We start from the raw sequence: 14,218 nt of genomic DNA on the forward strand, positions 1-14,218 counted from the left end.
ATAATTGAAACATAAATATAATAAAACATATCAACATGAAAAGACTATTCTTTTTCCTCGTCCTGACACTTTCCATAGTGGGACAGGCAGCTGCACAAGATGTGGCTAACGAGATTATAAAACTGTCAAAGGCTATTGTTGATGACCAAAAGCAGGACTTACAGACACGACGCATAGCTTACTTCAAGGTGAACGTCGTAAACTACATGAAGATGAAAGTCAGGGACGAAGTACTCAGGGACACCAACGACGTCAAGGGCTTTAACGACCAAATCAAAATGCTCAACGAGCAGTCGTATGCCATGTACCAGTTTGTGAACCTCTTCGTAAAACGACTTTCCGAGTCTACCAAGAATGAGGCAAAGGAAGTGGTCATGACGCGCTTCCGCAATGCGTCCATAAACAATCCTTTGTTCAACGACATGGACCTCGACCTGGTACTCTCCTACTACAACAACCCCGAATACCTCACCCGTTTCTCGCTCGATACCGATTGGGTGAAAGCCCTTGATGAAGTAAGAAGCAAGAAGTGGGACTAAATAGTGCTTTTATAACGAGACGTCAATACAGAAAAATATATTGCGTCCTCTCACTATTCATCATGTCTTAGCAATAAAGACAAAATGTGCAGGGTTATAACCACAGTTAAGGTATAATCCTGCACATTATATAATTGTGGGGTATATTAATACCCATCATAAACGTTTGTACCAAACTTGCATTTTTATACTTACGCTACTCGTCAATAAATCTCATCAGGAAGTCCACCGCTCCATTCACTCCGAACTTCGAGACATCCAACGCTATGTCGTAATTGCGGCAGTCGTACCAGTCGCGGCCTGTGAACGTCTTTGTGTACAGCTCGCGCGTATAGTCATTGTCCTCAATAAGTATTCGCGCTTTCTCCTCGTCCACTCCATAGCGTTCCATAACCCTGTCTATTCTCCTGTCGAGGTTGGAATGAAGAAATATTCGAAGCTTGTTAGGATGTGACTTGAAAACATCAAAGCCACAACGGCCCACAACCACGCAGCTCTCCTCGTCAGCTATCTGGCGCATGGCAGCTGCCTGGGCATAGAAGAACTGACGGCTCGTGACCTCCCTCTCCACAACACGGTAGGGATGTACATCAACGAAAGCCTGATAGAAACGTGAGAAATCCTCCCACCACGACGGACGGCGTACCTCCAGCTGTGCTGCCTCGCTCTCCGTGAGGTTGAACTTGCGGGCTACAGCCTGCAATATCTGCTTGTCTATGAGCTTCACTCCGAGCCTGCGTGCAAGCTCCGCACCAATCTCATGTCCACCCGTACCAAACTGTCTGTTGACGGTAATGACAAATCGTTCGCTCTTATCCATGGCTGATAAAGTTTAAAAGGTTACACAATAGATTTATCATTGGCAAATATAACGAAATAAATCGGTAATCCCAACTTTTTTTGCTTATTTTGACACACTATCCGTAGCAGTACAAGTATTCCCTTGACAGCCCTTGACTGTCATTTTCCGTTTCATCATACATTTAGATTGATTACCACTTACCGTTGCGTGGTCTGTGTATATTATTTACATCGCTGATAAGGTTAATAACCTTGCGCCAGTAAGGTTATTAACCTTAAGGCCGTAAGGTTATTAACCTTATCGGCTGTGCAATAGTATTCGTAGACTAATACAAATAGTAAGACTGACTATAAGAATAATAATCTATAGCCATCACTCCATATTTCGGATGAGCCCTATTTCCTCAGCGCAAGGTTATAGTTGTAGTATGCGGCATCGCCCGTGATGTCACGCACCACCTTAATAAACGGTGGAAACTTCACATCCTCGTCGGCCGTTATTCCTTTTGTCTCAAGTATCATCAGGTTGTCCATGGGCTTCTGATAGCTGTCCAGCTCAAAATACTGTCCCCTCCAGATGAAGCTCTTGCGCATCTTCCTGATGGTCGTGCGGTATGGGTCAGCCTGCTGCAGTAGCGAGTGATAGAGATTGGAACTAATCTGCCTTTCGGTCTCAAGCTGCTCAGTAGCCGAAATCCGTTGTTTGTTGGTGTGTACATATACATACTTGCCGTTCCATCCACGCTTGCGCAGACGTACCTCGCATCCAGGGTCGGCAGTAAGATAAGTCTGCGTAATCTCACTGTCAATGCTTCCCTCTACCTCGCCCGTCAGCTCTACAATATACTTGCGTTCCTCCTCTATGGGCTGCGGCAGCTCCAGAACAGACGATATTTCCTTCAGCACACGGTTGAGTTTTTTATCGAAGTCCTCGTGGTTGTTTATTACCCTCAGGTGAGAATGCCCCGTCCACGCCTCTATGACCTTCTTGTCGAGCATCCTCGCTATCTGCAGTCCCTTCTCGTCTGCTTTTTCCAATCTTTGGGCGTTATTGCTTGTTGTATAGAACTGCTCGGCACCATCGGCAGCCGATACAAGATGCAGTACTGCATCATAGCGCTCGTCCCTTAGATGTTGTGTCGTAACACCCACAGCAGCCGTTATCTCCTCCCACATTTCGGGAGTCATATATGCAGAGATATCCATCGCTCCCCTGTCACAGACTATGACAACCGGCTCCGTGCATGTCTCGGCCATGCGCATGAACTTATCCTCCAGAGCAAGCTGTATCTCCAGTGTAGCCTTCTCTCCCTCGCGGAAAAAAGCTGCGTTCTTAGTAAGATAGTCCATACCAGCCTGAGTGAACATGGTTGGCACCTCGGGGATAGTAAACACCTTGTAGCCAAGACTTGAGAAATGCTCAATTACCTTGACCAATGCGGTAGTCTTACCAGCGCATGGTCCGCCAGTAAGCACGATTTTCTTTATGTTGCCCATATATTGATAAGTTTCCAGTTAATTGTGCAAATTTACATCTTTTATCTCAATAATGCAAGCAATGAGAGCGAAAAGAAATAAGGAAATGCCACACGGCAAGTATACAATACTCTCAACAAAACTTTGCCTCGGATGACAACCTACGACCATTAGCGTCAACTCCACATAAACCCAAATCGGTCATTAGAAAAAAAACTATCTTCTGAGACAACCTGATTGGCGAATTAAGAATGTGGTTTCATAACCAGATACCAAATTGAGGTATGCGGTTTATAAAACCAGTTCCCTGATTTAGGATGACGGTTTGCTCAGATGTTTCTACTTGATTAGGTATATTCAAAGATATAGACTATTGCTCAAATTTTAGAATAAAAGTTGCGTGATAGCCCGCATCTGCTTTTTCTGAGAGTTCAAGCAAGCCACCCAGCATGGTCATGATTTGTCGCGATAGCGCAAGACCTATGCCTGTACCTGTACTTTTAGTGGTGTAGAATGGAATGAAGATGTCCCTCCTGACCTCTGCAGGAATAGGTGTTCCGTCATTGCTGATGCGAAGGGCAGAGTCACGCCATGTGCATTCTATGTTCTTGGCACCAGCTTCGGCTGCATTTTTGATGATGTTGACGATGACCTGGCGCAGGAGTGATCCATCCGTGTCAAGGACAGTATCGGCAGGAATACCTATTTCCCAGGTTATATTGTGATATAATTCCATAATCCCTTCAAGGAAGTCTTTCAGTCGGAGAGTTGAGATTACAGGTTCCTGAAGCTGAGTTAGCTTGCGATAACTGTCCACAAAGGTGACAAGGTTGCCAGCAGCATCATTGATGGCACGAACACCCTTCTCTAACGATGTACCTACAACCTTTGGGTGTTCAAGGTATGCCTGGCTAATACTCTGGATCGGAGTGCTAACATTCATTATTTCATGGGTAAGCACACGCGTAAGCTTTTGCCATGATTCCACTTCCTTCTGTGCCACCAGCTTATTGATGTCTTGTCCAAGATCATTCAGTGCCTCTTGCAATGCCTTTTCTCCGTAGAATAGTCCTTTGACTGGTAGATGAAACGTAAACTCATGGTTTCTTACAGCTTCACGCATCAGTCGGGCGCGTAACTTCAGTTTGTTCTGGTGGTGAAAAAAGAACACCATACCAGCTGGGATAAGGACAATGATAAAAACAACAACTATTGTCATTTGCCTAACTTTTTGTATAGTCTTTGACGGGAAATCTCAAGTAGTTCTGCTGCCTTGCTGATGTTGCCATGGCATTTGTCAACCACCTTGCGCACATGTTCTTCTTCCATCTTTTCCAAAGGTATGACCTCGGTATTGGCATCGATGGCATCCTTCAATACACGGACAAGTTCGTGGTTATCCCAAGGCTTAGTGACGAAATCAACGGCACCACTCTTCAATCCTTTGACAGCAAGTTTCACATCTGCGTATGCAGTCATCAGTACAATAGGAATATCAGAATGGCGGCGATGAACTGCCTGCACCCACAACAATCCCTCCTGTCCATTATTAACGCCAAGGGAGAAGTTCATATCGAGCAGAATGATGTCAACTGCCTCCTGCTCCAATGTGGTTAGTATATTGTCTGGTTTAGTAAGTGTCAGTATGCGGTCAAACACACCATCCAGGCATATTTCAAGTGTTGTAAAGATAGACGTATTGTCATCTACAACGAGTATTGTTCCGTAGTTTGCCATATATTCCTTAATCTTTCAGACAACCGATAGGTACAACTAACACTCCATCCTCAGGGCGCTTATATGCATAGTCACCTACGCCAGTAAGAACCATCAGGAATGAAGGTTTCTTCATCTTAGTAGTATCTAATTTGTTCGCTAATAATTGCAAATTCTCTGCACTTTCTTTTATCAAAGTGTCGCCTCCCAACTTGATTTCTATGAGTCCGTAAGAACCATTTTCAAGATGAACTACGGCATCACATTCAAGATTACTCTTGTCGCGATAATGATAAACAGTGCCGCCTAAAGCATCTGCATATACTCTTAAATCGCGAACACAAAGCGTCTCAAAGAGCAATCCAAAAGTGTTCAAGTCATTGATAAGGTCGTCAGGACCGAGACCGAGAGCAGCAGTAGCTATGGAAGGATCAATAAAATACCTTGTATCAGAAGTGCGAATGGCTGTCTTGGAACGTAAGTTCGGATTCCATGCAAGTGAATCTTCAATTACGAATATCTTTTTCAGAGCTTTGATGTAAGAATAGATAGTGTTTTCGCTAAGTTCATCACTTTCATTAGCCCTGATGTCCGCCAGTATAGTACCAGCACTTGCCTGAGATCCTTGATTCCTGGAATAAGAACGCATAAGTCTTTTCGTCAGTTCCGGATCACGCTCAACATCATCAACTCTGGAAATGTCATAACGGTATACAGCTTCATAATATTCTTTTGCTTGCAACAATGCAGCCTTTTTACTTTTCTTTAGAGTTGCTTTTGGCCAACCTCCTCTACAAGTCAGAAATGCCAACTGGTCAATATCTATCTTGCTCGCTCCATCTACGGAGTCTGCGTTTTTAAATAAAGCACCAAGACTAACATCACCCGAAGAGTCTCCTGATTCCCACAAACTCATCGTGCGAAGTTTAAGCCATGACATACGCCCCGTACCAGAATGGAAAATCTCATCCTGTTTTGGTGGTACAGCCGAGCCAGTAAGCATAAACTGTCCATCTTCATCTCTCTTGTCCACTTCATTTCTGACAGCATCCCAGAATTGGGGAGCCAGCTGCCATTCATCGATGAGTCTCGGCGTCTCACCTTGCAGAAGACGTTTGATGTTTGTTTGTGCCATGGCGAGGTTCTGACTCTTTGTTTCAGGATCAGCCATATACAAAATACTTTTTGCTTGCTGGGTTGCAAGCGTAGTCTTTCCACAATATTTAGGTCCTTCAATGAGAACGGCACCCATTGCTTCAAGTTTATCTGCCAAAATCTGATCGGCTATACGATTCTTGTATTCTTTCATCTTGATGATTTTTTCTTGGGTGTAAAGGTAATACTTTTCTATGAAAATCATGCATATTTTAATAACAAATGTGACGTTTGGCTTGATTTTAATGTGGCATCTGGCTTAATTTTGATGTTACACATGGCAAAACACTCGTATTACACATGGCATTAGTGTGTTTTTGGGATAATTGCACAATTTCGTTCATTTTTCCCAGCTAGTAACGTGAAAGTGTATTATTTTAATACAGAAAAGTGTATTGTTTTAATACAATCGTACTTTGGCGAGGTAAAAATCCATTGGTATTTGTGACCATGATTGTAATTTTGCAGTACAAAAATCAGCAAGATGAAAAGATTCGCGTACATATTATCATTTTCAATCTGCCTTACAGCACAGGCACAAAAGCTATGGACAGTCGATGAATGCATGCAGTATGCTGTCATGCATAACCATGAGGTGCGACTGCAAAGCATAGGGCTTGATGACTATAAAGCAGAAAAGGTAAGAGCAATTGGTTCGTTCCTACCTGCAGCAGAAGGAAACATTGGAGGCCAGTACAACTTTGGTCGCGCCATTGACCCTGAGACTAACACCTACACCAATGTCAGCACATTCTACAATTCGTATGGGCTGAGTGTAGGCATTCCTGTTTTCGATGGATTCCAACGTTACAACAACTTGCGTGCTGCAAAGGCGAATGTACTGATGGGCAAGAGTCTGTTGATGGCACAGAAGGATGCCACGGCACAGAAGGTCCTGGAAACTTACACGCTCTCGCTATATTATAAAGGATGTATAGAATTTGCTACCCAGAAGAGAGCCGAGAGCGAGATGCTCCTTCGCCAGACCAAGGTTATGGCAGAAGTCGGACAGAAGGGCGAAACAGATGTGGCACAGATGCAAGCCACATACGCTGCTGATGACTACGAGGTGACTCACCAGCAAGGGTTGTACGACAATGCTATCTTGACATTGAAACAGTTGATGAATTACCCGATAAATGATACACTCGAAATTACAGATTGCAAGGAAGAATCTTTGGAGGTTACCTGTGCTGAGGTCTTTGATATTTATGAGCATGCAAAGCTCTTTTATCCAGACATCAAGCAGGCTGAATACAATTTGCAGTCAGCCAAGTATGCTTATCACTCCAGCAAAGGTGCCTTATTCCCATCCATATCTTTAGGAGCTGGTGTATCTACTACTTACTACAAGCAGCTGAATGTGCCACATACTACCAGTTTTAGGGAACAGTTCCGCAACAATGCCGGTCAGTATATCTATGCCACGCTCTCCATACCTATTTTTAATAGATTGAACACACTTACCAATATTCGCCGACAGCGCAACAATGTTCGACGAGCAGAAGAAGAATTAGAGTATCGAAGCAATGAACTGCAAAGGCTGATACAGGAAGCCGTTACAGATCAGGAGAACAGCCGTAAGGAAACTATGAAGATGACGGCAAAAGTGGAGTCAGACAGCATTGCCTCACGCTTGACCATCCGAAAGTACGAAGAGGGATTAGCATCTTCTATTGATGTACAAACGCAGACAGTCACTTTGCTACAAAGCAAGGCTCAACTGTTGCAATGCCAACTTACATATTTATATAAGACACGCATGTTGAATTATTACAAAGGAACACCACTATGGACAGAATAATAGAAAAGAAACGAGGGCTGCAGAAGAAGCACATCCCTTACATAGCAGGAGGAGCATTCGTGCTGATAGTTCTGTTGTGGATTGTATTCGGCAATCACCAGAGCACCTTGCAGGTTGATGCAGAGGATGTCACCATCAGCAATGTCACACAAGGCGAGTTCAAGGATTATGTCCGACTGAACGGGACGGTCATCCCTATCCAAGTGGTGCAAATCTCTCCCGAAGAGGGTGGCATCGTGATGGAGAAGGTGGCAGAGGAAGGTCAGAAAGTAAAGAAAGGCGATGTCATCATCCGTCTCTCCAACAGCAACCTCGACCTGCAGATTCTCAATGCCGAAGCAGAGTTGGCAGAGAAGCAAAACCTCCTTCGCAACACGCAGGTAGCTATGCAGCAAGACAAACTGAACAACGAAACGGAGAACGCCTCATTAGAGATGGACGTAGTACGCAAGCGCAGAGCCTTCGAGCAGAACGAACGACTCTACAAGGAAAAGCTTATCTCCAAGGAAACCTATCTTCAGGCAAAGGAGGATTATGAGCTATCCCAAAAGAAGCAGACACTCATTGGTGAGCGACTAAAGAAGGATGCGCAGTACCGCAGTATACAGATGGAGCAGATGGAGGACAACCTCTCCAATATGCAGCGTAACGTGGTGTTGGTGCGCGAACGTAAAAGCAAGCTTGAGGTGCGCTCCACGATTGATGGTGAGTTAGGATTGCTGGATGTGGCACTCGGACAGAGCATCACCCCAGGGCAGACGATAGGTCAGGTGAATGACCTGAGTGACTTCAAGATAGAGGCGCAGATAGACGAGCACTACATCGACCGCATCAAGGTTGGTCTCTCTGCTACCTTCGAGCGCGATGGCAAAGCGTACGACCTTCTTGTTCGTAAGGTTTATCCTGAGGTTCGCCAAGGCAAGTTCCGCACAGATTTGGTGTTCAGTAGCAACCGCCCTGGCAATATCCGCTCTGGGCAAACCTATTACCTGAACCTTGAATTAGGCAAACCCACGCAAGCGGTCCTCATACCTAAGGGCACCTTCTTCCAAACCACAGGTGGTAATTGGATATTCGTGCTTGATAAGAGTGGTACCACAGCCTACCGTCGGAATATCCGCATCGGTCGTCAAAATCCTCAGTATTATGAGGTGGAGGAAGGACTGGAACCTGGCGAACGAGTCATTACAAGTGGATATGAAGTATTTAAGGACAATGAAATATTAAAACTGAAATAAAAAAGACAAAATGAAAAGTTATTTTACATTCTTATCAAGAAACAAAGTCTATGCTGCCATTGAGATGTTGGGATTGGCTCTTGCATTCGGATTCATCATCATTCTTGCAGCTTACGCAAGAACAGAATTCGGCGTAGGTACTAAGCAACCACTTTCCAAGCAACTCTATGCCATCGGTATGGAAAACAGTTTTGGCATGACGCTCGGCACGGCAGAGGAGTTCTTCCCCTCGATTCCGGAAATCAAGTCATGGACAAGAATTGCGTATCTGGAAGACAAAGACATTACGATTGGTGACAATTACTATTCGGTGAAGGCTGTGGCTGTGGACAGCAACTTCTTACAGCTGTTTGACTATCGCTTGAGGGGGTGCAACAAGAATAGAATTCTAACATCTGCTGATGAAATCCTTATCTCGGAGAACTTTGCCAAGAAGGCTTTTGATGGCGAGGATCCTATTGGACGTACCATCACCCAAAAGGACAAAAACTATACTATCGCAGGAATCATAGAGGACTTCGGACCGTGTGACGTGTTCAATTACTGTGATGTCTTTATGTGCATGAGTGTCATGGAAGGCATTGTGCCAAAGATGGATCAGTTTGGCTCGACTCAAACTTTTGTCACCTTAGCTGATGGTGCAACCCCTGACAGCATCGCCCTAAAGCTCCTTGACAAGTATTGTGGCTATTGGGACTTCTACAAGCGTGATGCATCACAGGGTGACTTATTCTATGGTTCTTCTCTTACCCGTCTGGATAACATCTATTTCAGCGGATTTGAGTCGTGGGGCGACATCAGGGTTGGAAAGAAGAAGACTGTGGAAATATTGCTCGTCGTTGCATTAGTGCTACTCGTCTCCGCTATCTTCAATTACATCAACCTCACGGTTGCGCAAGCAGGAAAAAGGGCGAAAGAGATGGCAACACGAAGGCTTATGGGAGAATCACAGATGGGCATTATGCATCGCTATATCCGCGAGTCCTTTGTATTCACATTTGGATGTTTTGCTCTTGGTTGTGTTCTCGCATACTGCCTAAAACCATTAATGAATGAGCTGCTCACTACTGACATACAACTTCAAGTTGACTGTACTTCAGCCATTCTTGCCTTTATGCTCATCTGTATTATTTCGTTGATTTCAGGAACTCTTCCTGCATTGATTTCCTCACGATTCAAACCAATCGATGTAGTTAAGGGCAGTTTCCGCTTCCGTAACAAGATGGTGTTTAGTAGAGTATTCATCGTGTGTCAGAACGTTATAAGCACAGTGCTGATAGCGGTCGCCTTGACCATGGCCATCCAGATGCGGCATCTTGTCAATCTTCCTTGCGGATACAACAACGAAAACCTGATTGAATTGTATACGTACACTTTAGGATTCCCAGATATGGATGCACCAAACGAACTCGCCAAACGTCTGAGAAGTCTTCCCTGTGTTGAAGAAGTCGGCAGGTATATACACAATCCTTTTAATTGTTCCCATAACGGCCTCGAAGAAAATGAAAAGACGTCATGGATATCCTTGTCCTCTCTTGATTCAACAAGTTTCAAGTTATTAGGATTCAAAGTCGTTGAACAATATTCTGCTCCGCTTAATGGAACTTGTTGGTTCACAGAAGATGCAAAAAAGCGTTATGGCATTACTGAACAGAATAGGGATTTAGGATGCATGAGTGAAGGTGTACCAGAATACCAATGTTGCGGTATCATCGCTGATTACCGATCAAGAGATGCGCTAACCACACCGGTGAATGATTCTCATAATGTGGTGATGATCAAAAATGATCTATGTGCAGGATTGCTAATCAAGGTAACGGGCGATAGGAAGAAGGCCGCTGATGCGGTGGCTGACGTTTGGCGCAAGGTGGCGAAGGAATACCTGGGTGTTCCAAAGGAACCACAGATGAATTACCTTGATGACCAACTCAACAATGCCCTCACAGGAGAACGCAACACGATGACACTTGTCTGCATCTTTACGGGATTGTCTGTCCTTATCTCCGCTCTTGGGCTCTTCGCCATGTCCATCTATTACGCCGAGCAACAAAAGAAGTCAATTGCCTTGCACAAGATAGCTGGAGCAGAGACACATCAAGCTGTACTCAAACTGTCTCGCCCATTCGTGGTTGCCTCGCTCATAGCCATAGTGATTGCGACTCCAATAAGCATAAAGTTGATGCAGCACTATCTTGAAGGTTTTTATAACAGAATACCGTTCCCATGGTGGGTGCTGATTGCCGCCGCGATGATTTCTCTTGCGATAAGCGTATTCAGCATTCTGAGTCAAATTCTCAAAACAGCTTGTGCAAATCCTATAGACAGTATCAAGACCGAATAATTATAAAATTCAAGAATATGATTAAGTTAGAAAACATTCAGAAAGTATTCCGCACTGAGAATGTGGAGACAACAGCATTGAATGGCGTAAGCCTGGAAGTGAAGGAAGGTGAGTTCGTGGCTATCATGGGCCCTTCGGGTTGTGGCAAGTCAACACTCCTGAACATCCTTGGTTTGCTCGACAATCCCGATAGTGGCAACTACTACCTCGCTGGCGAGGAGGTGGGACACCTCAAAGAGAAGGATCGTACCAAGTATCGCAAAGGACGTATCGGCTTCGTGTTCCAGAGTTTCAACCTCATCGACGAACTGACCGTGGAGGAGAACATCGACCTGCAGCTCAAGTACCTCAAGGTGCCAAAGGCAGAGCGCAAGGAGCGAGTGCTGGAAATCCTTCGTAAGGTCAACCTCTCTCAGCGTGCTACCCACTATCCTCAGCAACTCTCTGGTGGTCAGCAGCAGCGTGTAGCCATTGCCCGTGCCGTGGTGGGCAAACCAAAACTGATCCTTGCCGATGAGCCAACAGGTAACCTCGATTCAAAGAATGGTCTCGAAATCATGGAACTGTTCTCGCAGCTCAATGCCGAAGGCACAACAATCGTGATGGTAACCCACAGCCAGCACGATGCAGCCTACGCCAATCGCATCATCAACCTCTTCGATGGTGAGGTGGTAGAGAATACCATATTGTAGTCCCCTCCCATCCCCTCCCGGCCTCCCCGAGGGGGAGGAGTGTTTTGATTACTTATATTCTATCTGAAAACATAATGATTACAGAAGCGTGAAAAGTTTATTGTATCTTTTTCGATGCTACAAATTAGCATCATCGCTCAACCTTATTGGGCTTGTCCTTGCTTTCCTGGGAAGTTATATCCTGCTTACGCATATCAGCTTCATCGGTCGGTTCAACCATGGTATCAATGACTATGAGAATATCCGTCGTGTCTACATCGGCGGTATTATGGAAGAGGATACATGGAGTTCAAGTTGCAGTCGATTGTTGGCAGACAATTTCAACAAGTGCCCTCAGGTGGAGAGCGTGGGTTATATGCGCAGATATGGCGAGATTCAATTTGATAAGGATGGAAGCACAATCACCTCTCTGGAATATCTGATTAGCGACGACATGCTGCAGGTTGCTGGTGCAGAACTCGTCGATGGCACACTGGATGTGTCCAAAACCATTGATGGCGGCGTCATCATTCCATCATCGTTGGCAGAAAAGTATTTCGGCGAAGCGATGGTGGCAGGCAAGTCGATGAAGTTATCTACCGGAGTAGAAAGAACTATTGTGGGCGTGTACAAGGATTTTCCTCTTAATTCCAATTTTGCCAATGCTGTCTATATCTCACTGGGCAAAGAAAACGAGGGCAATCTCAACAATTACAACTACAATGTCTATATTCGCACCAATAACAACGTGGAGGAAAGTGCTTTAAATTCTGCAATGAAGAAGATTTTGAGTGATACGATGGTGAGTGTCTATGGAGAATCGAATCAGGTAAAAGATTACCTGAAAAGGATTCGTTTCTCTTCGCTTTCGCTGGACAAAACTTACCTGAACGGACACGATCCGGAAATTGACAGAGGCAACAAGACTGTGTACTACATCCTCTGGCTGGCTGTCATACTGCTATTGCTCGTAGCGTTCATCAATTTTGCCAACTTCTCCATGGCTCAGGCACCCATTCGTCTGCGCAGCATCAATACGCGCAAAGTGATGGGCGAGAACTCTCTTTCACTCAGAATGCAACTGATGGGAGAGGGCATCATTGTCTGTCTCTGCGCATTTGCAGTCTCATTGCTATTGTCAGAATGTATAAGCAAATGGGCTTACATTAAGGAATATACACTGGGGGATGTTGCCATTCTTGCCAATCCAGACATCATACTAATTCTGGCAGTCACTGGTATCATCGTTGGCATACTTGCCACCATGTACAGTGCACGTTATATCACCTCTTTTCAACCGGCATTAGCCTTGAAGGGGAACTATGGCCTTAACCCTCAGGGACGAATCCTGCGTCAGGTTATCGTTGACATGCAGTTGGTGATGGCATTTGTAATGGTTATCTTTGTCAGCGTCATCTATTGCCAGCGGCACTTCATCTATAATTCTGATTATGGGTACAACAAGGATGAGGTGCTGATAGCAGATATTATTGAACTGCCGTCGGTGCAGTATGGTGCCTTGCGCAGCGAACTGGAGAAAATTAATGGGGTGGAGAGCGTGTCTTTCTCCTTCGGTATTCTTGGAGCAGACGACCAGCACATGCGTTGGAGTCGCGGAAACGATGATGAACAATATTGTTTTGTAGCATGGCCTGTCGATTGGAAAATGCTGCGCACTATGGGCATTGACATCATTGAAGGACGCGACTTCAAGGAGACGGACAGCGATGTGTATATCATCAATGAGGCGATGAAGAAGAAGTATCCCAAGATAGAAATGGGAAAACCGCTCTATGACAGCGACCTCACTGTGCTTGGTGTGTGCAATAATTTCCGTGCCAGCACTGTTCGTGTGGATAGCAACGAAGAGCCTCTGGCGTTCGTCATCTTCGGAGAAAAGTATGCCGATTGGGGCAATAAGACAAATGTCCTGTATGTACGTCTAAATGCCAACGCGGACAAGAAAGCCCTACGGAAGAAGGTTTGCCAGACACTTGTGTCGTTCTACAAGGATCACCCCATACCCGACGTAAAGTTCATGGATGAGATTCTCGAACTTGCCTATAAGGACGAGATGCGTTTCATGACACAGATAGAGATCAGCACCATCCTGGCCTTCCTCATCACCATCATTGGTGTTTTCTGCCTGACGATGTTCGAGACGGAGTATCGTCGCAAGGAAATTGCCATCCGCAAGGTGATGGGCAGCAGCGTGAGCGAAGTCCTGTCACTCATCACCAGGCGTTACGCCCTGCCGCTCATTCTCTCTTTCGTGATGGCTGCTCCCATCGGATACTACATCAGCGAGCAATGGCTCCAGAACTTTGCCGAACATACACCTATCTACTGGTGGCTGTTCCCCGTGGCATTCCTCGTTGTCAGCACCGTTGTCATACTCACCGTCATCATTCAATGTTGGAGAGTAGCAACCATGAATCCTACAGAAAGTATCAAAACAGAATAAACAAAATTAAAAC

11 protein-coding genes are annotated in these 14,218 nt (G+C 45.1%); 6 read left to right on the forward strand and 5 right to left on the reverse strand.

Annotated features, from left to right (window positions below):
* Positions 1-35 precede the first annotated feature (35 nt).
* Positions 36-539, forward strand: coding sequence for a hypothetical protein (locus CIL02_RS01770; protein ID WP_240513494.1), 504 nt, complete (start codon positions 36-38; stop codon positions 537-539).
* A 196-nt stretch (positions 540-735) separates the two neighbouring features.
* On the opposite strand, the gene CIL02_RS01775 is transcribed toward CIL02_RS01770, so the two are convergent.
* From CIL02_RS01775 to CIL02_RS01795, 5 genes are all read right to left on the reverse strand, one after another.
* Positions 736-1,359, reverse strand: coding sequence for an AAA family ATPase (locus CIL02_RS01775; RefSeq protein ID WP_094398768.1), 624 nt, complete (start codon positions 1,357-1,359; stop codon positions 736-738).
* A gap of 377 nt (positions 1,360-1,736) precedes the next feature.
* The gene (locus CIL02_RS01780; RefSeq protein ID WP_094398769.1) at positions 1,737-2,837 is read right to left on the reverse strand and encodes an AAA family ATPase; all 1,101 of its coding nucleotides are present in this window, start codon (positions 2,835-2,837) and stop codon (positions 1,737-1,739) included.
* A 349-nt stretch (positions 2,838-3,186) separates the two neighbouring features.
* Entirely contained in the window at positions 3,187-3,990 is an 804-nt protein-coding gene (locus tag CIL02_RS01785; protein ID WP_240513495.1) for a PAS domain-containing sensor histidine kinase, read from the reverse strand.
* 41 nt (positions 3,991-4,031) lie between these two features.
* Positions 4,032-4,553, reverse strand: a complete 522-nt coding sequence (locus CIL02_RS01790) for a response regulator (protein WP_094398771.1) — start codon at positions 4,551-4,553, stop codon at positions 4,032-4,034.
* Between the two features lie 7 nt (positions 4,554-4,560).
* Complete coding sequence (locus CIL02_RS01795) at positions 4,561-5,841, reverse strand: ATP-binding protein (protein WP_094398801.1); 1,281 nt, start codon at positions 5,839-5,841, stop codon at positions 4,561-4,563.
* 330 nt (positions 5,842-6,171) lie between these two features.
* Between CIL02_RS01795 and CIL02_RS01800 the strand changes: the two genes are divergently transcribed.
* From CIL02_RS01800 to CIL02_RS01820, 5 genes are all read left to right on the forward strand, one after another.
* The gene (locus tag CIL02_RS01800; RefSeq protein ID WP_094398772.1) at positions 6,172-7,491 is read left to right on the forward strand and encodes a TolC family protein; all 1,320 of its coding nucleotides are present in this window, start codon (positions 6,172-6,174) and stop codon (positions 7,489-7,491) included.
* Positions 7,479-8,729, forward strand: coding sequence for an efflux RND transporter periplasmic adaptor subunit (locus CIL02_RS01805; RefSeq protein WP_094398773.1), 1,251 nt, complete (start codon positions 7,479-7,481; stop codon positions 8,727-8,729). Before CIL02_RS01800 ends, CIL02_RS01805 begins: the two co-directional genes overlap by 13 nt.
* Before the next feature lie 10 nt (positions 8,730-8,739).
* Positions 8,740-11,070 (forward strand): ABC transporter permease, encoded by a 2,331-nt coding sequence (locus tag CIL02_RS01810; protein WP_094398774.1) that lies wholly within the window; start codon positions 8,740-8,742, stop codon positions 11,068-11,070.
* A gap of 17 nt (positions 11,071-11,087) precedes the next feature.
* Positions 11,088-11,762 (forward strand): ABC transporter ATP-binding protein, encoded by a 675-nt coding sequence (locus tag CIL02_RS01815; protein ID WP_094398775.1) that lies wholly within the window; start codon positions 11,088-11,090, stop codon positions 11,760-11,762.
* A gap of 88 nt (positions 11,763-11,850) precedes the next feature.
* Positions 11,851-14,205 (forward strand): ABC transporter permease, encoded by a 2,355-nt coding sequence (locus CIL02_RS01820; RefSeq protein WP_094398776.1) that lies wholly within the window; start codon positions 11,851-11,853, stop codon positions 14,203-14,205.
* Positions 14,206-14,218: the final 13 nt, after the last annotated feature.

Origin of the sequence: Prevotella sp. P3-122, assembly GCF_002251365.1 — a bacterium.
Lineage (GTDB): Bacteria > Bacteroidota > Bacteroidia > Bacteroidales > Bacteroidaceae > Prevotella.